The sequence below is a fragment of the Synechococcus sp. RC10B2 genome, assembly GCF_047502635.1.
Genome location: NZ_JANSHO010000066.1, coordinates 1 through 21,070, shown reverse-complemented (window position 1 = coordinate 21,070; position 21,070 = coordinate 1). Strand labels below are relative to the sequence as shown.

General features: G+C 58.7%; 22 protein-coding genes, 1 tRNA gene and 1 pseudogene. 12 read left to right on the top strand and 12 right to left on the bottom strand.

The window, feature by feature from the left end; genetic code table 11:
• Window positions 1-192, bottom strand: a pseudogene (locus NW855_RS09755) (hypothetical protein); the annotation flags it as partial.
• Window positions 193-225: 33 nt separating this feature from the next.
• Entirely contained in the window at window positions 226-855 is a 630-nt protein-coding gene (locus NW855_RS09750) for a cobalt-precorrin-8X methylmutase (protein WP_011429368.1), read from the bottom strand.
• 493 nt (window positions 856-1,348) lie between these two features.
• Here NW855_RS09750 and NW855_RS09745 point away from each other — a divergent pair, with 493 nt between their 5' ends.
• Entirely contained in the window at window positions 1,349-2,419 is a 1,071-nt protein-coding gene (locus NW855_RS09745; protein ID WP_099884263.1) for an alpha/beta fold hydrolase, read from the top strand.
• A 141-nt stretch (window positions 2,420-2,560) separates the two neighbouring features.
• On the opposite strand, the gene NW855_RS09740 is transcribed toward NW855_RS09745, so the two are convergent.
• The 3 genes from NW855_RS09740 to rimP form a co-directional block, all read right to left on the bottom strand.
• On the bottom strand, window positions 2,561-3,208 hold the full coding sequence (locus NW855_RS09740) for a flavin prenyltransferase UbiX (protein WP_011429365.1): 648 nt from the start codon (window positions 3,206-3,208) through the stop codon (window positions 2,561-2,563).
• A gap of 55 nt (window positions 3,209-3,263) precedes the next feature.
• A complete protein-coding gene (gene nusA / locus NW855_RS09735; protein ID WP_011429364.1) occupies window positions 3,264-4,631 on the bottom strand; it encodes a transcription termination factor NusA in 1,368 nt (455 codons plus the stop codon).
• Window positions 4,632-4,790: 159 nt separating this feature from the next.
• Window positions 4,791-5,264 (bottom strand): ribosome maturation factor RimP, encoded by a 474-nt coding sequence (rimP, locus tag NW855_RS09730; protein ID WP_099812470.1) that lies wholly within the window; start codon window positions 5,262-5,264, stop codon window positions 4,791-4,793.
• A gap of 321 nt (window positions 5,265-5,585) precedes the next feature.
• On the opposite strand from rimP, the gene NW855_RS09725 reads away from it, so the two are divergent.
• Entirely contained in the window at window positions 5,586-6,101 is a 516-nt protein-coding gene (locus tag NW855_RS09725; protein WP_011429361.1) for a TIGR02652 family protein, read from the top strand.
• 34 nt (window positions 6,102-6,135) lie between these two features.
• On the opposite strand, the gene NW855_RS09720 is transcribed toward NW855_RS09725, so the two are convergent.
• Window positions 6,136-6,276: a hypothetical protein gene (locus NW855_RS09720; protein WP_011429360.1), complete on the bottom strand. Its 141-nt coding sequence runs from the start codon at window positions 6,274-6,276 to the stop codon at window positions 6,136-6,138.
• Here NW855_RS09720 and NW855_RS09715 point away from each other — a divergent pair.
• The gene (locus NW855_RS09715; protein WP_049749706.1) at window positions 6,226-6,618 is read left to right on the top strand and encodes a DUF29 domain-containing protein; all 393 of its coding nucleotides are present in this window, start codon (window positions 6,226-6,228) and stop codon (window positions 6,616-6,618) included. The genes NW855_RS09720 and NW855_RS09715 overlap by 51 nt on opposite strands.
• A 112-nt stretch (window positions 6,619-6,730) precedes the next feature.
• Here NW855_RS09715 and NW855_RS09710 read toward each other — a convergent pair.
• Window positions 6,731-6,802 (bottom strand) — tRNA-Met (locus NW855_RS09710).
• A 59-nt stretch (window positions 6,803-6,861) separates the two neighbouring features.
• Here NW855_RS09710 and NW855_RS09705 point away from each other — a divergent pair.
• Window positions 6,862-7,407 carry a GDYXXLXY domain-containing protein gene (locus NW855_RS09705; protein WP_414508712.1) on the top strand — a complete coding sequence of 182 codons (546 nt, stop codon included), beginning with the start codon at window positions 6,862-6,864 and terminating at the stop codon, window positions 7,405-7,407.
• Between the two features lie 35 nt (window positions 7,408-7,442).
• On the opposite strand, the gene NW855_RS09700 is transcribed toward NW855_RS09705, so the two are convergent.
• From NW855_RS09700 to NW855_RS09690, 3 genes are read right to left on the bottom strand one after another with little or no spacing between them, the layout of a single operon-like run.
• The gene (locus NW855_RS09700) at window positions 7,443-8,087 is read right to left on the bottom strand and encodes a Rho termination factor (RefSeq protein ID WP_414508711.1); all 645 of its coding nucleotides are present in this window, start codon (window positions 8,085-8,087) and stop codon (window positions 7,443-7,445) included.
• The gene (locus NW855_RS09695) at window positions 8,080-9,429 is read right to left on the bottom strand and encodes an AAA family ATPase (protein WP_414508710.1); all 1,350 of its coding nucleotides are present in this window, start codon (window positions 9,427-9,429) and stop codon (window positions 8,080-8,082) included. Before NW855_RS09695 ends, NW855_RS09700 begins: the two co-directional genes overlap by 8 nt.
• A gap of 46 nt (window positions 9,430-9,475) precedes the next feature.
• Window positions 9,476-11,683: a phosphoketolase gene (locus tag NW855_RS09690; RefSeq protein ID WP_414508709.1), complete on the bottom strand. Its 2,208-nt coding sequence runs from the start codon at window positions 11,681-11,683 to the stop codon at window positions 9,476-9,478.
• Between the two features lie 724 nt (window positions 11,684-12,407).
• On the opposite strand from NW855_RS09690, the gene NW855_RS09685 reads away from it, so the two are divergent.
• From NW855_RS09685 to NW855_RS09655, 7 genes are all read left to right on the top strand, one after another.
• Complete coding sequence (locus tag NW855_RS09685; RefSeq protein WP_228375410.1) at window positions 12,408-12,833, top strand: hypothetical protein; 426 nt, start codon at window positions 12,408-12,410, stop codon at window positions 12,831-12,833.
• 534 nt (window positions 12,834-13,367) lie between these two features.
• Complete coding sequence (locus NW855_RS09680; protein ID WP_414403017.1) at window positions 13,368-14,423, top strand: leishmanolysin-related zinc metalloendopeptidase; 1,056 nt, start codon at window positions 13,368-13,370, stop codon at window positions 14,421-14,423.
• A 95-nt stretch (window positions 14,424-14,518) separates the two neighbouring features.
• Complete coding sequence (locus NW855_RS09675; protein WP_414403018.1) at window positions 14,519-14,806, top strand: hypothetical protein; 288 nt, start codon at window positions 14,519-14,521, stop codon at window positions 14,804-14,806.
• Between the two features lie 60 nt (window positions 14,807-14,866).
• Window positions 14,867-15,214 (top strand): hypothetical protein, encoded by a 348-nt coding sequence (locus tag NW855_RS09670; RefSeq protein WP_099812476.1) that lies wholly within the window; start codon window positions 14,867-14,869, stop codon window positions 15,212-15,214.
• Complete coding sequence (locus NW855_RS09665; protein WP_414508708.1) at window positions 15,214-16,107, top strand: DMT family transporter; 894 nt, start codon at window positions 15,214-15,216, stop codon at window positions 16,105-16,107. The genes NW855_RS09670 and NW855_RS09665 overlap by 1 nt, the downstream gene beginning before the upstream one ends.
• Window positions 16,108-16,111: 4 nt before the next feature.
• Window positions 16,112-17,194, top strand: a complete 1,083-nt coding sequence (locus NW855_RS09660) for a glycosyl transferase (RefSeq protein WP_414508707.1) — start codon at window positions 16,112-16,114, stop codon at window positions 17,192-17,194.
• A gap of 30 nt (window positions 17,195-17,224) precedes the next feature.
• Window positions 17,225-18,520: a class I SAM-dependent methyltransferase gene (locus NW855_RS09655; RefSeq protein ID WP_414508706.1), complete on the top strand. Its 1,296-nt coding sequence runs from the start codon at window positions 17,225-17,227 to the stop codon at window positions 18,518-18,520.
• Between the two features lie 48 nt (window positions 18,521-18,568).
• On the opposite strand, the gene NW855_RS09650 is transcribed toward NW855_RS09655, so the two are convergent.
• The gene (locus tag NW855_RS09650; protein ID WP_041438081.1) at window positions 18,569-19,348 is read right to left on the bottom strand and encodes a hypothetical protein; all 780 of its coding nucleotides are present in this window, start codon (window positions 19,346-19,348) and stop codon (window positions 18,569-18,571) included.
• Between the two features lie 222 nt (window positions 19,349-19,570).
• A complete protein-coding gene (gene tnpA, locus NW855_RS09645) occupies window positions 19,571-19,975 on the bottom strand; it encodes an IS200/IS605-like element ISSoc6 family transposase (protein WP_011429345.1) in 405 nt (134 codons plus the stop codon).
• 50 nt (window positions 19,976-20,025) lie between these two features.
• On the opposite strand from tnpA, the gene NW855_RS09640 reads away from it, so the two are divergent.
• Window positions 20,026-21,070, top strand: a 1,045-nt coding sequence (locus NW855_RS09640; RefSeq protein ID WP_414508705.1) for an RNA-guided endonuclease InsQ/TnpB family protein, incomplete at its 3' end; no start/stop codon positions are given.

The window sequence follows — 21,070 nt, the reverse complement described above, 5'->3', positions numbered from 1 at the left end:
GGAGAAACGCTCGGCGGCCCGCTGCTGCTCGGCTCGGATCTCGGCAATTTGGGCTGCAAAGGCCTGCCGCATCTCCGTCATCTGGGCCTCAAACCGCTCGGCAGCTCTCTGCTGTTCGGCTCGGATCTCTTGAAGCTGTTCTTGTTGAAGCTGAAGGTTGCGGATCAGCCACTCCTCTTGTTCGGGGGTCATGGGAAAGGTCTGAAGATGTCGTTCCAATTCTAGTCAGTTGGGGATGGGATCCCGGCGGGCGGCCAGCAGTAGGGCATTGACGATGGCAGCGGCCACCGGGGATCCGCCTTTGCGGCCCTCCACCCGAATCTGGGGGACATCCGTTTGCGCTAGCGCCCGTTTGGCCTCTTCCACTGCCACAAAGCCCACTGGCACCCCGATCACCAGGCTGGGCCGGATCCGCTGGGCCCGCATCTCTTCCACCAGCGCCAGCAGCGCCGTGGGCGCGTTGCCGACGACAAAGATCGCTTCCGGGTAGCGCCGGGCTACCTTGACCATCCCCTGGGCCGTGCGCGTTTGCCCGGCTTCAAGAGGCTCTTCTGCCCAGTCCAAAGCGCAATGGAGCGGGATCCCCTGCGCCGCGAGGCCAGCTTGGATCCCGGCGGCCACCATCCGCACATCCACCACCAGCGGCCGTCGTTGCCGCAGGGCCGCCAGTCCCGCCTCAACTGCCGTGGGGCTGAACACAAAGCGATCCCGCAGCTCGAAGTCAGCGGTGGCGTGGATGGCGCGGCGCACGATCTCATAGGGGATCCCTTGCCAGGGGTGGGGGCCGATCTCTTGGTCAATCTGGCGGAAGCTGGCCGCTGTAATGGGGTCTATCCAAGCTGTTTCATCCATCATGGGATCGGTAGGCAGAGCCACATCTGGCAGGAGGGTTTTCTCCATCCTGTTGACGCAAGCGGTTTTGTTTGGAAAAAGGGGTGGGGAATGTCCAGAAAAAGCTGCTCAAGAGGGTTATCTGAGAGAAACGCCCCTCCAGTCCACTCTAGACGCCCTCCAGCAACCGCTAAGATCGGTCTATCCTGATGGAGGTGGGCCTGCTGTTGTCACATACAAAAGGATAGCTTGGTAGCCCCGCACTTTAGTGCGGGGCGGAAAAGCCCGCTAGCGACTTTAGTTGCTAACTGCTATAATCCTAGCCAGACCAGGGGAAAACGCTAACTACGGTGAAAAACCCGAGCAGCAACAAATCCTCTGGAGCGAGAAGTAAGCAGAACCTTGGGGCTTTGCCTTAAGGAACTGTCTAGAGGCGCTTTGACAACGCCGTTATGGGTTCTTTTGTGGACTGCGTAAGAATCCCCCGCCTTTAGGCGGTGGGAGTGTCAATCCTCCCTTGCCTGAACATAACCCTCCTTCTTCTTCTCCCTCTGCTGCTGTCGGCGGGGCAGGTTTCCCCTCCCTTGCGACGCCCCCCTCTTCGGTCGGCAGCAGGGATCCCGTCTCAGGGCTTCCTCGCTATGGTCATTCCCAAACCTGGCTCTGGCGCGGCTGGCCTATTCATTTCACCTACACCCCCAGTCGCGCCCAAACCGCCAGCGGCCAGGTGAACTTGACGGCGGCTCCGGCCATCTTGATCCATGGCTTTGGGGCCTCGGTGGGCCATTGGCGCCACAACATTGTTCCTCTGGGATCCCAGCGCTCCGTCTATGCTCTCGACCTGCTGGGATTTGGCGAGAGTGCCAAGCCGGAGATCGCCTACAGCGTCGATCTGTGGGTCGAGCAGGTGTACGAGTTTTGGCGAACCCACATCCAGCAGCCCAGCCTCCTGGTAGGCCATTCCATTGGGGGCCTGGTGGGGGTGATTGTGGCTGCCCGCTATCCCCAGATGGTGAAGGGTTTGTGCTTGATCAGTTGTGCCGATGGGCCTCACCCCGAAGAATTGTCCCCTCCTTGGGATGTGTTGGTGCAGGCCCTTTGCGAAGGGATCCTGGCTGTTTTGGGCTGCCCGCTCACCTATCCTCATTTGTTTAACTGGCTGCGACAAACCGAGGTGCTGCGGGCCTGGATCAAAAATGTCTACAAGCGGGACGAGCAGGTGGACGAGGAGCTGGTGCAGATCTTCCAGAGGCCGGCCTTTGAGCCGGGGGCAGCCCACGTGTTTTTGGATAGCCTGAGGGCCATTCTCTGCCGCCGCTTCGACAGTCCCAAGCGCCTGTTGCCCACGCTCAAGATGCCCATTCTCCTCCTCTGGGGCCAGGAAGATCCGGCGGTGCCCAGCTTTTTGGCGGATCAGTTTAAGCGCTGGCAGCCGGCTCTTACGTTGGTGAAGCTGCCAGGGGTGGGCCACTGCGCTCACGACGAGCTGCCCCACTGGGTCAACACCCTCATTAGTGAGTGGGCAGCTAGCCTGGAGACTTGCCCTAACTTGTCCACCCACCTTCGCAAGAATCCCGCGGCTGGCTAGTCCAGCCAGTTCCCCTGCCCAGGTTCAGCAGTGCCCTCCCTGCTAGCGGTGAAACCTTATGTATGAATGAATGATCGCGCTAGGTGGGAACCTCCCTCTCCGGTTGGGAAAGCGGCTAGGGATGAGGGCCAAGGGATCCCTTTAGTCCTCGGGGGGCAGCTTGAGGATCTGACGCTGACGCATCCCCTGCCAGCGCTGGATGAGGTCGCTGTCGATGCCAAACTGATCCAGGGCCTTCACCACCACAAAGTCCACCAAGTCCAAGAGGGTACGCGGCTGGTGGTACCAGGCCGGAATGGCCGGGACGATGCGCGCCCCTGCCTCTGCCAGGATGGTCAGGTTGCGCAGGTGAATGAGGCTGAAGGGGGTTTCCCGCGGCACGATGACCAGGCGGCGGCCTTCTTTGAGCTGCACGTCAGCCGCCCGCTCCAGCAGGTCAGAGCTCAGCCCAGCGGCCAACTTGGCTACCGTGCCCATGCTGCATGGGATCACCAACATCCCCTGCGTGCGGTAGGAGCCGCTGGCAATGGTTGCCCCCACATCTTGCCAGCGGTGGCAGACCAAGGATCCGCCCTCGCTTTCGGCCTGCTGCCGCCAAAACTGGGCCTGCCGCTGGGGATCTGCCGGCAACGGCACCCCTTGCTCCCCTTGCCACACCTGATAGGCCGCTTTGGAGGCCACCACCTCGACGCGGTAATCCAGGCTGAGCAGAACGTGTAGGGCGCGCACGGCGTAGAGCATCCCGGAGGCGCCCGATATACCAAGGATGATCGGCTGGGAGGAGTTCAAGGGCAGGCGGAAAGGGTCTTTACCTCAGTTTACCGACTGCCGAGGCCCCTCGGCTCTAGGCCTTGGGCTGGGCGATGTCGAACTCGGCGTCGTAGTCGAAGTCCTCGTCTTCCTCGACCCAGTCTTCCTCCAGCCTATCGTCCTCTTCCAGCTCCTCCTCTAGGCGAAGCTTCTCTGGGTACTCCTCGTCCAGCCCCAAAGCGGCTCGCTCTTCCCGCCGCCGGAAGCGCTCCAAAGCCGCCGGCGTGATGAAGGGATACGGCAGCCCCTGCGCTTGCGCCTCCTCCAGCGCTGCCCGGTAGCTCTCCACTTCCTTGATGTCAATTTTCCAGCCAGTGAGGCGAGCGGCCAGGCGCACATTTTGCCCCTCTTTGCCGATGGCCAGGCTGAGCTGGTCGCTGGTCACCAGCACATGGGCCTGTTGGATCTCCGGATCCACCAACCGCACCTCCACCACCTTGGCCGGGCTGAGGGCGTTGGCGATGTAGGTGGCCGGATCCGGCGACCAGCGGATGACGTCGATCTTCTCGTTGCGCAGCTCTGCCACCACCGCCTGAATCCGGGATCCCCTTGCCCCAATACAGGCCCCCACCGGATCCACGTCCCGCTCCACGGTATCGACGGCAATCTTGGTGCGCGGCCCCACGTTGCGGGAAGGCGGGTTGGCCTCCCGCGCCACCGCCACGATGCGCACAATGTCCTCTTCGATCTCCGGCACCTCGTTGGCGAACAGGTTCACCACCAAGCCGGCGTCGGCTCGAGAAACCAAAAGCTGCGGCCCCCGCCGGGATCCCTCGTATACCTTTTTGAGGTAGACCTTCATCACCGCGTTGGGGGTGTAGCGATCGCTGGCCAACTGCTCCTTCTTGGGCAGTTCGGCTTCCACCTCCGGCTGCCCAAAACCGCTGGATACCGCCATGATCACCGTCTGCCGCTCCGTGCGCAGCACCCGTGCCTGCAACACGGTATTTTCCAGGTCGCGGAACTCTTCTTGAATCAGGCGGCGCTGCTGGTCACGCAACTTCTGGGCCAGCACCTGCTTGGTTTGGATGGCCGCCATGCGGCCAAACTCCGCCTGTTGGGGAGTGACGTCATTGGTTACTTCCCAGCCAACTTCGGCTTCCGGGTAGTCCTGCTGCACGTCGTACAGGGAGATCTCGTGATCTGGATCCCGTACCTCCTCGACAATGGTTTTGGTGGCCAAAATGCGAAAGCCCCCTGCCTCCACATCCAGCTCCACATCGAAGTTGCGGAAGTGGTCTTCTTCAAAGACGACATCTCGCTGAATGGTTTTGCGGTAGCGTTCGTAGCCCTTGAGCAGCGCCTCCCGCAAGGCGTTGGTGACCGCATGGCGGGGCAAGTTGCGCTCCCGCGAGATCATCTCCACCATTTCTGCCAAACCGGGCAGAGGCACCATCGACATAAGCTGTTGTCCTCCTAATGCAACTTAAGCTGGGATGAAACTGCTATCACTGTTGCTCCGCAATCCTGACGGGAAATGCATCGCCGCACAGCAGGCAGCTCCGACGCGAAGACAGGGCAACACACTTCGCGCTCGAACGTCCTCTCTATCCCCATTCCTCTACTCGGTTTCCGCCTCTGAGAGGACAACCCGCTGCACCGAGGCGCGGGGCAACTGCACGCGCCGTCCCTTGAGGGATAGGGCAACTTTCTCCTCATCCCGACCCAGCAGATGCCCTGACCAGACAGCTTTGCCCTTGTAGGGGGGATCCACCGTCACCTCCACCGCAAACCCTTTGAAAACCACAAAGTCGCGGTCGCTGATGAGGAGGTTGCTGATGCCGGGGCTGGAGACCTCCAGCACATAATGGCCGGGGATCAGATCCACTCGATCCAGCTCCACTTCCAAGGCCTGGCTCATAGCTTCGCAATCGGCGTGGCTGGTTTCCTGCTCCGGATCCAGCGGACGGATATCCACCCGCAGCACCGGCGGATACTGGTTGGTGTGAAAAACCATCTGTACCAACTCGTACCCCAGTCGAGCGGCCAAGGGACGGGCCAGACTCTCCAACTGCGGGATCAGAGGGTGAACCATAGCCAACTCATCGCCAACTCGGTGTAACGGCCAGATCCCAGCCCAGCGAAGCTGGAGCCGGCAGCGGGGGCATCTTCCCCCTAAAAAAGCAAAGAAGTGGGCGCTACCCACTCCCCGTTATCATTGCGGAGATCCTTGGGAATCTACCTGCCGTCGCGGGGGGCTTTGGGCAGGCTTTTCCCTGGCTATGATCTTAGAATACTTTGTCGGATTTGGCCAGAGGGATCCGCGTGAGCCAGATCTGCAAAAGGCCACACCTATAATTAATGTGGACAGCCGCGGATTTGCCCAGACACCCAGCCGCATTCTGTGGGGTTTCCTATGACCGTTGCTTTCTCCTATCCCATCTTTGGCCCCAGCATTCAATGCCCCCACTGTCGGCAGACGATTGCGGCCCTTACCCTGACCGATACCTACCTCTGCCATCGCCACGGCGCCTTTGAGGCAGATCCCGAGCAAGAGGAGCTGGTTCACCTGCAATCAGGGCGGCGTTGGCGCCTCTGGGAAGGCCGCTGGTACCGCCAGCACACCCATGCCGATGGGATCCGCTTCGAGATTCACGAAGAGCTGGATCGCCTGCGCATGCAGGGGATGCGGGCCACGCAGGTGATCGTGGCCGAGCGCTACCGCTCTTTGCTCACCCCCTACCTGGAGCAGGGATCCCAGCGGCGCCCCGGCCCACCCCGCCTCTACGGCCTGCCGGTTAGCTTCAGCTCCCAGCTTCCTGAAGGAGCCGGTGGCTCGCCGCAGCGCTGGCGGGTGATCAACTTCGAGCTGATCTGCGAGCTGGATCCGGCCATGCGACAGCCGCAATCCCGGCTGCAGTTCTGTGACTAGCCCTGAGAAAGGCAAGGTCGGGCTTTAGAAGCGGCTAACCCGCCTGGGATCCCCCCTCCGGCTCAGGGGAGGCTATACCCCAGTAGGTGTAGCCGACCCACTTTGGCTGGCTAGGCATGTAGAATTGTTCCAACTGCTCAAAGCGAAACCCTGCCTCTCGGAGCGAGCGGGCCATCTGGCAGAGGAAATCGAGGCTTTGGGCAGGCAAGAGCGCCGCGAATTGGTCAATCGCTTGGGGATCCTGCCGGGACACCTCCTCAAGGGGCAGTTCCAGCTCCAGCTTCGCGGCAAAAGTTGGCGGGCAACTATTAGCGAACAACGTCGCCAAATCCAGCAATTGCTCAAAGAGAGTCCTAGCCTAAAGCCTGAGCTTTTGGCAGCTCTGCCAGAGGCTTACCAAGACGGGATCCTGTTGGTGGTGAAAGAAACGCCGCTCTCGGAAGAGGATCTGCCCGCCGAGTGTCCCTACACGCTTGAGCAGGTAATGGATCTCGGCTTTTATCCGGGATCGGAATAGCTCAAGGGGCTTTGCTCGCCCTTGGAAGTGCCGCCTCTTGCAACCTGAGAGCAAAAGCCGGAGCTCCAGCTTAACTGTCCTCCACAAGCTGTAACCAGAGCCTTAGGAAGGATGGCTCAGGCGTGATTTGAACACGCGACCCAGGGCTTATGAGTCCCCTGCTCTACCGCTGAGCTACTGAGCCGGGAAGATGCTTAACTAGGATAGCATCTTTGTGCAGGAAGTTGCTCTCGTCGGCTGGCAATGTCGCCTCCTTTTCTTAAGGGATCCCTGTTTTGGCTGGCCCTGGTGCTGCAGGTGGGCCTGGTTGGGCTGGTGCCAGCTCGGAAGGCGCTTACCCTTGCCACTGGCTCCCCGATCTACTTGCAGATTGCTCCTCTGGATCCCTATGACCCCTTGCGGGGCCGCTACGTAGCTTTGAGCTACACCGTTGCCCAGCTTTCCACCCTAGAGAAACTGCCCGGCTGGTCCCCTGAGCTCGCTAAGCCAGGGATCCTCTACCTGTGCTTGGCTCCTCCTGCCGGGGATCCTGCTCAACCCTGGCAGGCCATTGCCATCAGTCGCGACCGGCCCAGGGAGCTGCGGCCTGGGGAGGTTGTCCTGCAAGGGTGGTTTGATGGGCGGCAGCTTAGGTTTGGGATCGAAGAGTTTTTCATTCCGGAAGCGCTGGGAGATGTTCTGGAACTAGAGATCCGCCGCAACCCAGAAACACTGCGAGCAGAGGTGAAGGTGGATCCCTGGGGCCGAGCAGCGCTGGTGGGCCTTTGGGTAGGAGAACAGCGGTACTAAGAGAAGAGTAAAGCTGGTCTTGCTCTGCCGCCCTTCTAGCCCTCTTTCTTTTTCCGAGAGCGAGTTGCGCTTGTTTTCTTGGCCCTGGCAGATGCTGTGGATTTTTTAGACGACTTCTTCTGGCTAGGAGGTGGCGCTGTAGGAGCTAGAAAAAATACTTCTTTCAGGGCCTCCAACTTTTTGCCTCGTGTAATTTTGCACCCCAGCTTGGTTATGGGGGTTAAGTCCTGCCACCAGCTCCTATCTGCCTCCGCAATTCGCGCGGCTGCAATGGTTATATCAACTCCCTTAAGGGGGGTGCCGGGCTGCTCGGCCAGGTATCTCAACGCGGCCAAGATAGTTTCTCTCGGGGCCTCTGTCAGATTCACCTTTGGGACAATTTCTCTGGTGAGGATTTGGGCCTGCTTAACCTGCTCTGGGTCGGGATCGACAACAATACACCAGAGCCTCTCCAGCCCTGCCTCTCGAGCAACTGCATAGACAAAATGGTTACCAACAACCCTGTACTGATAGTCGCCAGACTCGACCACCAGCAGAGGAACCCAGTTGTGTCCTCCTGTCGCCCTTAGCTGATCTGCGGCTGCGGCAACAAGGAAGGAGGGAGCAGAAAACCCGTCGGCGGGCGTAATGCTCTCAAGGGGTAAGTTAACCAACCTACCTAGATCTGAAAACTCACTCATCGATAAAGTACTCACGGGCAAGACTCTGGTAGTATTCTAAAACTTTCTTGTGATTAAAGACGGCAGGCTTTCGATCAAAGCTTGCAGAGGATATCACTACATAGTCAGGTATCCCAAAAATGCTTTTGTTTTCATTACCTCTCTTAAAATGCGGCCAGAAATATGGAAGTAGGTTCATGCTTCTCTCTTGGCTGACAATTTTTTCTATCTCATCATTTGCTCGTTTAATAGTGTTTTCGTTTCCTGAGGGGACGCCATTGAAAAAGATAGGCAAAGTCCTGGGGCCACCATCCTGTCGTGACCTAGCAGTTTCTGGAATAAACTGGGTGATTACTCTAGCAGCATTATTCAGGGAAGACAGATCGTCGGGGCGGGTAGGTATCAAAATAACATCGGCAGCAAAAACACCACTCTGGCTAAAGTAAAGCCATTGAGTTGGGCAGTCGATTAGGATGTAATCATACTCATTGCGAAGAGGGGCAATGAGATCGCGAAGGCGCCGAGTTCCCTTCTGGATATATGCTACCGCCTGGCTATCAGTTAACGTTTCCAGTTCAGGGTCTCTTGGGATGATGTCAAAGATGGAAACTATACTCTGTTTGCCTTGTCTAACTGTCTTGAGTCTGTATGTTTGGACAACGGAATGAACATCTATTTTGGGATCCTTTAAGCACTGCGTCAGTGTAATTTTTCCAGGAGTAACTCCCAAGCTTCTTGTCAGATCTCCTTGGGAATCAAAGTCAACAACTAAGACCTTTTTTCTCTTGGCTGCTAGTGTTGCCGCAAGGTTAATGACCGTCGTTGTTTTGCCTACGCCCCCTTTATTGTTATACACGCATACACTCAGAGCGCGCTCATAGTTTTCTATCTTGTCTCGCAAGTTACGCACTATGCTCTCAATGTTATCTGAGCTGATATCAAGGTTTGCTGTAGCGGGGTGAACGACTTTTCCGTGCTTTCTCCAAAGCTGGATGTTATTTGCATTGGTGATAATTCCCCATTTTGCAGATTTGCAGTTCTTGGCAAGCAAGTAACTTTCTATCTGACAAACTGCATCCCTATAGCAAGATCCTTCTTTGAGGTTGACTACTCTGGATTTTGCCTCCAAAAGCAAGTAGGGGTTCCTTTGGGAGTTAAAGAAAGTATCTTCAGGATCTTCGTTCTTTCTTGCGGCGAGGTCGACCTGGCCACAACCTGTCTCGAATTCATATCTAATTTCCAAGTCGTGAAAGCCAAGCGCATGCAGGAGGGGAACAGCAAAGTGTTGGACAATAACTCGCTCTACACTCTCGGTGGGAGATATCCTCTCAAGCTTCTCTCGGAGAGAGCTAGCCGCAGTCATAGGAAAAAATAAGGTGGACAATGCTAACCAAGCTAAAAGCTCGCCCTTAGCCTAGCAATTGCTTTGCCCTCTCTGCCAGCGCCTGGGCTGTCAGGCCGTTGTAGTCCATGAGCTCAGTAGGGGTGGCGGTGGTTTCGCCACGTTTCCAGGCAAAAAGGTCGCGCGGGCCGGTGTAGCGCAACAACAGGGGCTCCAACATCAGGCTGGATCCGCCGGTTACGCCAATAAGGGCCTCGCCAGCAAACCAGGCAGCAAACTCCTGGTCAGACATGAACTCCCCATCGGGTTGGGCACAGGTAGACCAGGCTATATCGCCGGGGCGATAGAGACGGCGGGGGTTGACCACGGAAACAATTTTGCTGCCGATCCCCTGGGCTTGGAGCTGCTCAGCCGCGGCAAACACCGGCAGGAGGATCATATCCCCCACCACGGCAAAGACCACTGTGCGGGATCCGGGCACTTCCTGCAGCACGGTGCAGCCCTGCTCTACTGCTTGGCGAGCCTGTTCCAGGGTGGTGCGGATGGGCAGGGGGGTTTTGCTGGCAAAGATCGGGATCCCTTTGTTGTAGGTAGACAAGGCCCACTCGTAGGCGGCTTGGGCGCAGTTGGCGTCGGGGGGAAAGAGGGGGAAGATGTTGCCGTTGCGCATCATGGCCGCCAGGTAGGCTTCAATTTCCGGGCGTTGGTGGGTCCAGCCGTTGCGGCCTTGTTCCAGGGCTCCGGCGGTGTAGAGAGCAATGGCGGAAGGGGTGGGGCGGCGCAGCTCGGCCATCGCCTGGGTCACCGTCTGCCAGATGGGCAGGCCGTTGACGGCAAAGGATTCGTAAGAACACCACAGGGAGCGCCCGCCAAAGAGCGCCAGGCCTGCCGTCAGGCCGGCACAAGCATCTTCGCTAAGGGGTTCGTAGACCTGCCCTTGGGGCTGTTGGTTGTAGAGGGGATCCGCCGTGGGGTGGATCACTTTCAGGCCCTGGTTGACATTGGCAAGGCCAGAGGCCTCATTGCCGTCAGCGTTGGCCACCAGAAAGTCGGGGTCTTTCTGCCCCACCTGTAGCACCAGGGCGCCGATGGCAGTGGTGGAAACCTGCTTATCGCCGAGGGAGAACTCGGTTAAGTTGAGGGATCCCAAGGGCGGCAGAGGGCGGACGAATTCGGTTACCACCACCTTGGCTGCCGGCCCGCCAGCAGCCCGTTCACAATTTTGGCGCACCAGAGCCCAAGCGGCTGGGTGCAGGGCCCGTGCCTCCAGAGCGGCCACGATGTCGGGGTGATCCAAGGTGTGGTGGGCGTAGAGGTTGTGGGATTTGGATCCCTTGGCGTGCACGCCTGCCCCCTTCAGTTGCTTGAGGATGAAAACCGTCAGGTGGCCGCCTAGAGCGCACTGGATGGCCCGTTCCATCTCTACCAGCACTCTTTGGACAAAGGCCAAGCGGGCTTCCAGGGAAAATTGGGTGCTATCCACGTAGGGGCCAGGCTGTTGGGCATCGTCGAAGTCTTTGGCATCCACCAGCACCACTTCCTCAAAGCCGTTGCCCCGCCAGTACTCGGCCATCTGAGCGTTGGTGAAGGTAGAGATCATGCTGTGGTGCTCTTGGCTGTAGCCGTTCCAGACCAGCACCGGCAGGAAGTTGGTGCGCTGCGGGAAGGCGGTGTGAAAGTGGATCATGGAGCTCATCACGTAGGGCTCCCCCAGGCCCCCATCGCCGATGGTGACGGGGAAGAGACGGTCTGGGTAAAGCAGAGCGGCAGCCATAGCAAAGTGCTGCCCCTGCCCCAGCGGCCCTGCTGGCGCCAGCAGGCCGGGGATGTAGCCCGACAGGTGCCCCAGCAGCCCTTCTCGTTCCCGAAAGCGGGCCTGCAAGTCGGCGACGGTGTGGATGCCCATTTCTGATAGGGATCCATCCAAGAACATGGCGGCATAGAATCCGGGCGCGTGGTGGCCCACTTCGGTAGGGATGTTCTTTTGGCCCAAGTACACCAAAGCGGCGTAGGCTTCCGCTTGGCTGGCAAAGCCGCCCGGGTGGCCCGAGGCTTTGCTGGCGGTCATCTGCAGCGTGAGATAGCGCAGCGCATCGGCATAGAGCAGGGTTTGGTAGGCGGCCATGCGACTGCCCGGATCCCGCAGCTTGCCGGTGGCAGCATCCACTGCAGGCTCCTGACCCAGGCGGTCGAATTCCGGCCAGGGATCGCCAAAGTAGCGGATCCCTTCGCAAAAGGCGGGGATTTGGGCGGTTGCCTCCTGAGCCAGCGTCATGGTCGAGCCTCACTCTTTGTCGGGTTACTCCTCACTTTAAACCTAATAGAGCCTCTTGGATGTTCTAAGCAGAACTCGTCTAACTGAGGCTACCCCTCTCGGCCCCCAAGTTGGTCAAGCGGTGGGTGGTGCGGCCCAACAGGCTGTTGGCAAGCTTTCGTCATCGATGACAGACGATCTGGACAAGTAAATCAAAAGGGTAGCCAAGATCCATCCTAGGGCAGAGGTTCGGTCGCGATGGCCCGTCCTCACCCTTACCTACAATATCTAGTGTCTCAAACCCTTTAATCACCTATTTTCCCACAATATACAGATGAAAATCTGCTGGCTATTGACCAGTTTCCCTTGTCCTTTACCTGGGAGGGATCGGTGCCCCTTTTTGGAAAGCTGTGGTACATTCGAGGGAGGCCAGAACTGAGCCTTTCCGAGAAGCAGGCTAGAGGCTTTTTGGAGCAAAGCAAAGGGCTGTACTGCAATGGCTTAAGTTTGTAGGGCTGTTGACTTTTTCTCGTCTTGATTGCCTGAGGTTCTCTGGTTTTGTTTGCCCAAGTCTTAGACTTGTGGGGGGTTGCTATTTTCTAGAGGATTTGCGATGGTTGCTAGCTGTTGTTGAGCATTACTTCTAATTGCTTCTTGCCTGTTGTCGATCCGCTTGCTCCCCAAGACCGACTGCTCCATGACAGACACTCGTCCTTGTGCCCCCTGTATCGTAGATAGCGGAATTTTGGTTAATAAGCGGGATATTTACCGTCTTCTGGCGGATCTGGGGCGGGTTCGCTACTTCGATATTGTCGATGGTCGGGTACGAAAGCAGGGGGAGGGCTATGTGATGGAGGTGTTTCAGGATGCAACGGCGGCTACCTTGGTGGCCAATCGCAGCCTTTATCTCAACCTAAACAGCTTTGACTACGCCTGCTTGCGGGATCCCTCCCCCTCGGAGGTGGCAGGCCTGGAGGGGGAACGGCCCAGTGTGGTGATCGATCTGGTTCAAGAGAGCCGCATCTTGCGTTTGGTGCCTTTGTCGGATCCGCTATCGGATCCTGCGCAGTTGTGGGCGGACACTCAGGCGTTGCGGGCGGCAGCAGCGGACGCTTTGGGGGCGGGTTGGAGCCTAGAAGAGGAAGACGGTTCTTCCGACCTGCTGGATTGAAAGGGCTCAAAAAAACGTGCCGCCAGGCCCATCTTCGCTCACTCTTGAGGTGACTGTTATTATTCACACTCCCACTGCCTAAAGGCAGGGGATTCTTACGCAGTCCAGGAACGGACTCGCAAGGGGGCTGTCAAGACGCTTCTAGACAGTTCCTTGGGGCAAAGCCCCAAAGTTCTGCCTACTTAGCAAGTTAGCTGAGACATCTCCTGGGCGCTTGCCCCTACTCGGGTTTTTCACCGTTTTGGGTGCTTGCCTAGGAAGGGCACGCCTCATCAACAATCACACCATTGGCGAGCAACTTGCTTACGGGCTTTTCCTCGCCGCACTAAAATACGGGGCTACCAAGCTATCCTTGCTGTGTCATTCAGGCCCCAGTTTTTGTTCATGAGGATCCACAGAGGTTTCCCCAGCCTCCTAGACATCGCCCATTGAGAATGGGTATGGGTGGCAGAGCCCAGGGCCAATCCTGCTCGGCAAATGGAGGCAACCGGTATGATCTGTCTGGGCTGTGGGGCTTTTGGGTTGGGAGGCAGTGTGAAGGATTTTCGGAAGCTTGGCGGCAGAACGTGGAGCTTGCGCCCGATCGGATCCCTGGTGGCGATGCTCTTGCTGCTGGCGCTCAAGGCTTGCGGGGGAAGTGGTGGTTCCTCTTCGGTAAGTGTCATTCCTACTCCCATTCCAACCATCGTTCCCACCTCTACTCCAGCTGTCGTCCTCACCCCTACCCCGACTGTTCTGCCTTCGCTGACGCCTACCTCTGTTCCCCAGTTCACGATCGACCTTCGCTTTCCCGACAACAGCCTCACTCCCAGTCAGCAAGCCATTGTCCGCAGCGCGGCCTTGAGATGGCAGCAGATCATTGTCGGGGACCAGCCAGATTTGCCCCCCACCTCTATTCAGGCCGACGCATGCAATCAGGGATTTCCCAGCACGCCGCTCAATTTCCCCATTGACGATCTGTTGGTAGAGGTGAGGGCGAGAGACCTAGGCAACGAGCGGGTTTTGGGGGGGGCGGCTCCTTGCTTTGTGCGGGCCTCGAATGGCTTGCCGTTCTATTCAATTGTGCTCTTCAACAGCCAAAACCTCTCGGCTTTGGAAGAGCGGGGGGATCTGCCCATTACTGCCCTGCACGAGTTGGGCCATGCGCTTGGCTTTTTGCCCAGCGTCTGGGATCCCAAGGGGCTGACGGTAGGGTTGGTGAGGCGGGATCAGCCGACGCCGCCGGGCTATGACCCCCGCTTTATCGGCCCGCGGGCAGTTGACGCTTTTATCACATTGGGGGGGAACGCCCCTTCTGTTCCTTTAGAGAATCAGTTTGGGGAGGGATCCCGCGATGCCCATTGGCGGGAGAGCGTCTTGGGCCGCGAGCTGATGACCAGCCGCCTCGACCGGGGGGTGCCCAACCCCTTGAGCATCCTCACGGTGGGAGCCATGGCGGATATCGGCTACGCGGTGAATCCGGCGGCAGCGGATGGCTTTGAGCTGGGGCGCAGCCGGCGCTTCTCGGAGCCGCTGGAGCTGCAGGAGCTGGAGTTGGCCCTGCCGCTGCGGCGGTTTGATGCCACCGGCAGGCAGGTATGGGATCCCTGAGTCGAAAAAAGCATATCTACCTATAGCCAAGCTGCCCGTTCTTAACAATAATGAATGGCCAGTTGCAGAACTTTACGACATCGGCAAACTCTTATATGGGCATCCTCAAAAAGCTGTTCGGCGGTCTTTTTTCCTTCTTTGGCATTCTCTTCGGCGGCCTCGTGGATTTTGTTACCGGCCCTTTTCGTCCGGCGCCTGCCCAATCCGCTCCAACCCAGTCCTCTAGCCCTGCGGCAACGGCTACGCCTGCCAAGCCCAAGGTGGTGGTTGAGAAGCCGTTTGTGCCCAACGAGATCCCGGCTCCGCGTCCTAACCGTCGCCCTGGGCCGGCTTTGGATGTGTTCCGGGCTATGGTTCAGGAGATCCCTTCGGCGCGGGCTTAGTCTGCCCATCTTCGGGAGCAGCTCGTAAGATGGAGGTGACACCGCTGGAGACTGCTCTCTATGTCCGATCTCTCTTTCTCAGAACAAGAACGGCTGAAACAGCTTGAGCGTGAACTGGAGCAAGCGGCGGCGGCCTCTGGGGATCCAGGAACATCCGTTGCGTCTCAGGGGAAAAGTGCCGTCCGAGCTTGGGTTGAGACTTGGGGGCGTCCACTGGTGACGGTCTTCGCCATTCTGGGCTGTATTCTTCTGGTCGGGCTGTTCTTCCGGGTTTTCGGCACCGTTCTCAGGTGGGCAGTGGTGGCGGGGCTGGGCTATCTGCTCTACGCCTGGGTGGTGGCACCGCGGCTGGGCCTTTCCACCGGAGCTAGGCCAAAGGCGGACGACAGGGATCTGGACCGCTTTTGATGGGCAGGGATCCCTGGCGGGCTTATGCCTACCTGGCGGCAGCTATCTTGGGCTGGGCCACGGCGGCCAGCGCCTTTAAGTTTGGCCTGCAACACCTTGCGCCAACGCTTTTGCTAATTTTTTCCGCGTGCAGCTCCTGCCTGATCTTGGGGATGGTTCTGGTGGCTACAGGGCGGGCGCATCTTGTCCGCCAGCAGAAGCGATCCCAGATTGCCTTGTCGGCGCTGCAGGGGCTACTTAACCCGCTTGGCTACTACGGGGTGCTGTTCCAGGCCTATGATCGCCTCTCGGCCCAGGCGGCGCTGGCTTTGAATTACACCTGGCCGCTGGTGCTGGCTCTTTTGGCGGTGCCGCTGTTGGGAGAGCGCTTTCGCTGGCGGCTGGTGTTGGCCTTGGGGGTGAGCCTGCTGGGGGTGGTGCTGGTGGCTACGGGGGGATCCTGGGGCACCTTGCAGGCGGGGGATCCCTGGGGGGTCCTGCTGGCGGTGGGCAGCTCTGGAATCTGGGCGCTCTACTGGCTGCTCAATGTGCGGGATGGGCGAGATGCGGTGCTGAAGCTGTTTATGGGGTTTCTCTTCGGCAGCCTCTATGGCCTGCTACTGCTGCCGTTTCAGGAGGTCTCTTGGACAGTTGCGGGGCTGGGTTGGGCGGCTTACATTGGTCTGGCGGAGATGGGGTTGACTTTTGTGTTTTGGCTGCGGGCCCTGGAGCTGGCCCACGAGCGCGGATCCCTGGCCAATTGGGTCTATGTAACGCCATTCTTGTCGCTGGGGCTGATTGGGGTGCTGTTGCGGGAGCCGATCGCGCCGGGATCGGTGCTGGGCCTGGGACTTATCTTGGCCGGCAACCTCTGGGGATCCCGGCGGGAAAAACCTCAGCCTGTTCTTTCTTAAGGCTATGGCGGTGAATCCCATTCCTCTCTATGTAGCGGCAACGGCCCACGGGTTTGGGCACGTCACCCGGCTGGCGGCGGTGGTGAACACTTTGCGGCGGCAGGATGCGCAGATCCTGCCCATTTGGGTGACGCCGGCCCCCGCCTGGCTGCTGCAGCGCTACGGGGAAGGGGAGTTTGTGCACCGGCCGCGGGGTTTGGATGTGGGGGTGGTGCAGCCGGATGGCTTGCAGGCGGATCTGCCGGCCACGCTGGCTGCTCTCAAGGCGTTTCAAGCGGGGGCTGCCGACCTCATCCGGGAGGAGGCCGAGTTCATTCGCAGCCAGGGGGTGCCGTTGATCCTGGCGGATGTGCCCCCCATCGCCACCGCCATTGCCGAGGCCGCCGGGATCCCCTGCTGGATGGCCAGCAACTTCGGCTGGGATTTTATCTACCAAGACTACGGCCCCCAGTTTCAGCCCTTGGTGGCCTGGATCCGCGAGCTGTACGGGCGGTGCCAGCGGCTGTTTCGCCTGCCCTTTGCCGAGCCCATGGGCGCCTTTCCCTGCCAAGAGGCAGTAGGGCTGACGGGGTCGGATCCGCGCTACTCAGGAGAGGAGGTGGCCCAGCGCCTGGGGCTAGAGCGAGAGCGACCCACGGTTTTGTTGACCTTTGGCGGGCTGGGGCTGCAGGGCTTGCCCTACGGGCGGCTGGAGGATTTTCCCGACTGGCAGTTTCTCACCTTTGACCAGCAGGCTCCTGCCTTGCCCAACCTGCGAGTCCTAGACGGTCAAGTGTGGCGGCCAGTGGATGTGATGCCCCTCTGCCGCTGGGTGGTGTCCAAGCCGGGCTATGGCACCTTGGCAGAGGCACTGCGCTGTGGCACGCCCATGGCCTGTGTCAACCGCTTTGGGTTTGCCGAGTCGCCCCTGTTGGTGGAGGGATTGCGGCGCTACGGATGGCACCGCATCCTCTCGCCGGAAGAGTTCTTTGCGGGATCCTGGGACTTCCTGCGGGATCCCCCCTACCCACCCCAGGCGTCGGAGAAGTTGGATCGGGGGGGCAATGAGGCCATTGCCGCTGCCATCGCGGCCTTCCTGAGGCAGTAGCATAGGGAGCAGCTTCTTGGAGCGGATCCCATGGCCGGCAGCACGACTGAGTCTTTGCGGCAACTCTACGAGGAACTGCCCTATCCCAACGTGCCCCTCGAGACGTCAGGCCGCAACGCCATCGACAGCCTGTACCGCCTGAGCTGGACGACGGCCCAATACGCCCGTACCCGCGCCATCCTGCCCAGCGAGGGGATCACCATCCTCAATGTCGGCTGTGGCTCTGGCTGGGAGACCTTGCTCTTGGCGGAGGCCAATCCAGGGGCGCGGCTGGTGGCCTGTGATCTGGCGCCAGAGTCAGTGCGAGCAGCCGAGCGGCGCCTGCGCTACCACGGGTTCGGGGAGGTGGAGCTCTACGCCCTAGACTTGTTGGAGGTCGAACGGCTCGGGTTGCAGTTTGACTTTATCAGCCTTAACGATGTGCTCTATTTGCTGGACGACCCGGTGGCTGGGCTAAAGGCCCTCAAGCGAGTGCTCAAGCCAAACGGGATCCTGCGGGCCAACCTACACCACGCCTACCAGCGGGAGGTGATCTTCCGCATGCAGGAGGCGTTCCAGCTGCTGGGCCTGTTTGAGCTGCCCACCCCCGAAGCTTGCCGGCGGGTGCGGGAGTTTATGGCCAGCCTGGCCTCCGACGAGCTGCGGGCTGCCCTGCACTGGGATCCCAAGATCTACAGCGACGACGCCGCCATCCGGGCCAACTACCTCTTGCCTGGGGACAAGGGATTTCTGATCCCAGACCTAATGCGCATGCTCCAAGAGGCAGAGCTGGGCTTGGTTTGCCTTGTGGACTACGCCGACTGGGATCCAGCGCTGCTGTTCAAAGACAGAGCCATGCCGGCTTGGCTAGAGGCGGAGCTGGACAAGCTCTCTCCCGCCGAGCAAAACCACCTCTACGAGCTGATCTGCCCCAACCACCGCCTCATCGACTTTTGGGCGGAGCACCCTGGCTCTTCCCTGGTCTTGCCCTGGAGCGACGCCGACTGGCTGGAGGGCAGGGTGCAGCTCAACCCCATCCTGATGGACAATGCCGAATTTCGCCGCAACTTCGCCCAGGCCTACGAAAAGAAGCTGGAGTTTACTATGAACTGGCCGGGGGCCAGCCGCGGCCGCCTCGCCATTCCGGCTCCCCAGATGGCCTGGCTGGGATCCCTCTTGCAGGGGCCAGTGGCGGTGGCCAGCTTGATCGAGCAGGCGGCCCAAGCCCATCAGATAGAACCGGAAGCGGCCCAGGAGCAGGTGCTCACCTACCTGGCGGGGCTGGAGTCGTTTCTGTTTGTGATGTTGGATCCCAGCCCAGCTTCTCTTGGCGCAGAAGGGGCTTGAAATGGCGGCAATCTGGGCCCCGCCTTGGGCGCGCAGGGGAGCGGATCCCTAGCGATCCACCAGGCGCAGCTCAAAGGTGAGGATGTTGGCGGCCAAAATTTCCAAGGCTCCCCCCTCGATGAGCTCGCGGCTGAGGGCAGCCCCGGAGCCACTTTGTTGGATCAATTCTCGGCTGCGGCGCATCGTCTCCTGGCGCTGGGGATCGTCCACGACCACCTGCCGCTGGTTGGAGAGGCTGAGGCGGTAGTAGTGGGGCAGCTCGCCGCGGGTGGCGTCAATGGCCAAGTTGGTTTCCTCGGGGGCGACGCGGAAGGGGGCGCGGGCGGTGAGGAGAGCCACCTGGATATCCTGATCCCGCCCGTCGAGGCCCTCTAGCTCGGAGATGTCGATCTGCAAGCGGAGGGTGTCGCGGTCGCGGCTGAGGCGCTCCACCCGCACCTGGTTGAAGCCGACGGCAAACTCCCGCTCCGGCTCGCCAAACCGCTGGATGGTGGACTGCAAGACCGACTCTTCGTTGAGGGGGGTAACCCGGATCAGGTAGTCCCAGTTCTGGACAAAAGCATACTCATTGGGCCCGACGCGGACATTGGGATCCACCAGATTGGCGGTGGGGCCGGGGCTGCCGGCCCGGCTGAGGGCCACCAGGTACCAGTAGTTGGGGCTGATGGGCAAGCCCATGGTCATGCGCACTTCCAACACCGGCCGCGCCCAAGCGGCAGCCGCCGTGAGGGCTGTGATGGCTGCTGCCCCGAGGCAGCTCCACAGCCAGTGCTGAGGACGAAGCTGAAGCTGCGGTGGGCGAAACCAGGTTACGGCCACAGTTCTCATGTCAGCTTTTTTAACCCCGGCAACTCGCCTTCGCGCCAGGCAACAAAAGACCCGCTGCTTGCGCGACAACTTTGGAACAGTCTAGCCGAAGATGGCCGTTGTCCGGCCAGTTGGGGCTCTGGATCCCGAAGCTGGGCTTTTGGCTAAGCCTACACAGAGGGATAGCTTGGTAGCCTCGCACTTTAGCGCGGGGCGGAAAAGCCCGAGAGCGACTTTAGTCGCTTACCAATGATGTGGGTCATTGATATAGTTTTGAATTACCTCAGCGCTAGCATTCCCCGCAGTACAGAAAAAATAACTTCTGCTCCAAAGGCTAGGTAGTTTTCGCAGGTTAGGAAACTTCTGCCTTAAATATTTGGAAGCTCTACCTTTGAATGCTTTTACCACAAGATGAATTGGGTCGGTAGGCTTAATCTCAAGAAACAGGTGGACATGGTCTGGAGCTATTTCAATCGCTCTCACATGCCAACCCTTCTCGCTAGACAGCTCCTGCCATAGCTCAAACAACCTGTTCCTGACTTCTCCTACCAAGACCTTTTTCCTTCTCTTTGGGCAAAAAACGAGGCGAACAACCGCTAGCCCCACAGCATGGTTGTAGTGATTGTACCGTTGGCTTCCCTCTCGCATTGTTGCTTACTTATGTTAGACTGCAGTTATCATGCCACTTACCAACAAGTATGGGGTACGGCTGTCAGCAGGTTCTCGTCAGGGACAGGGAGCTACTCCCCGTATTAGAGTACTTGTGTCAACAGTCTAATAAGGTGTACAACTGCGCTTTGTACTATGCGCGACAAGTCTATTTCAAAACAAAGCGATTGGCAAGCTATGGTGAGCTTTGCGCTGAAATGGTGAGAACCAAAAACAAGCACTTTATCGCAATGTATGTTTCCGCCGCACAACAGACGTGTAAGTCTGTAGCTGAGGCACTAATAAGTAGTTTTAAGACAAAGCTGAAACTTTTCTTGCAAGAAGAGATTAGCTTAAGACCAAACCTACCGCGCTACCGTAAGAAGGGAATGTTCACGGTAGCATACCCGAAGAAGTGGCTTAAGTTCCAAGAAGGAAGAGTCAGAGTGCCACTCGGCAACCAGGTCAAAGCTTGGTTTGGGATAGACGCTTTCTGGATACGATTTCCTACCAACTTAGATTGGAAAAATATTAAGGAGCTAAGAATTCTGCCCAGGCATGGGGTGTTCTACTTGGAGTGGATCTATGCTAAGCCCGCTCAACCGCAATCGCTGGATCCAAAAAAGGTACTAGCAATTGACCACGGAGTAAACAACTGGCTTACGTGCGTTAGCAACTTAGGGCATAGCTTCATCATTGACGGACGCAAAGTCAAATCCTTTAACCAGTGGTACAACAAGGAGGTGGCTAGGCTTAAGACTGACAAGCCGCAGGGGTTTTGGTCGCAGAAACTTGAGCGAATTACGGAAAAAAGAAGCCGGAGGATGCGAGATGCAATTCACAAAGCTGCGCGCAAGGTCATTGACTTCTGTTTGCACCACTCGATTGGGAGAATCATCTTTGGTTGGAACAAAGAACAAAAGCAAGAATGCGGTTTAGTTTTAATTCCAACAGGTTGGTTAAAGGAGCGTATTGCGGAATTATGTCAGCACTATGGCATTGAGTTTATCGAGGCGGAGGAGGTGTACAGTTCGCAGGCGAGCTTCCTAGATGGAGATGAGCTACCTAATTATGGTGAAAAACCCGACGGGTGGA

Coding starts and splice junctions, on each gene's coding strand:
- NW855_RS09750 (WP_011429368.1), bottom strand. CDS start 855: ATGATGGATGAAACAGCTTGGATAGACCCCATTACAGCGGCCAGCTTC.
- NW855_RS09720 (WP_011429360.1), bottom strand. CDS start 6,276: ATGGCCCGCTCGCTCCGAGAGGCAGGGTTTCGCTTTGAGCAGTTGGAA.
- NW855_RS09660 (WP_414508707.1), top strand. CDS start 16,112: ATGGCGGTGAATCCCATTCCTCTCTATGTAGCGGCAACGGCCCACGGG.
- NW855_RS09665 (WP_414508708.1), top strand. CDS start 15,214: ATGGGCAGGGATCCCTGGCGGGCTTATGCCTACCTGGCGGCAGCTATC.
- NW855_RS09670 (WP_099812476.1), top strand. CDS start 14,867: ATGTCCGATCTCTCTTTCTCAGAACAAGAACGGCTGAAACAGCTTGAG.
- NW855_RS09690 (WP_414508709.1), bottom strand. CDS start 11,683: ATGACGCTGGCTCAGGAGGCAACCGCCCAAATCCCCGCCTTTTGCGAA.
- NW855_RS09725 (WP_011429361.1), top strand. CDS start 5,586: ATGACCGTTGCTTTCTCCTATCCCATCTTTGGCCCCAGCATTCAATGC.
- NW855_RS09675 (WP_414403018.1), top strand. CDS start 14,519: ATGGGCATCCTCAAAAAGCTGTTCGGCGGTCTTTTTTCCTTCTTTGGC.
- NW855_RS09705 (WP_414508712.1), top strand. CDS start 6,862: ATGTCGCCTCCTTTTCTTAAGGGATCCCTGTTTTGGCTGGCCCTGGTG.
- nusA (WP_011429364.1), bottom strand. CDS start 4,631: ATGTCGATGGTGCCTCTGCCCGGTTTGGCAGAAATGGTGGAGATGATC.
- tnpA (WP_011429345.1), bottom strand. CDS start 19,975: ATGCGAGAGGGAAGCCAACGGTACAATCACTACAACCATGCTGTGGGG.
- NW855_RS09700 (WP_414508711.1), bottom strand. CDS start 8,087: ATGAGTGAGTTTTCAGATCTAGGTAGGTTGGTTAACTTACCCCTTGAG.
- rimP (WP_099812470.1), bottom strand. CDS start 5,264: ATGGTTCACCCTCTGATCCCGCAGTTGGAGAGTCTGGCCCGTCCCTTG.
- NW855_RS09650 (WP_041438081.1), bottom strand. CDS start 19,348: ATGAGAACTGTGGCCGTAACCTGGTTTCGCCCACCGCAGCTTCAGCTT.
- NW855_RS09695 (WP_414508710.1), bottom strand. CDS start 9,429: ATGACTGCGGCTAGCTCTCTCCGAGAGAAGCTTGAGAGGATATCTCCC.
- NW855_RS09655 (WP_414508706.1), top strand. CDS start 17,225: ATGGCCGGCAGCACGACTGAGTCTTTGCGGCAACTCTACGAGGAACTG.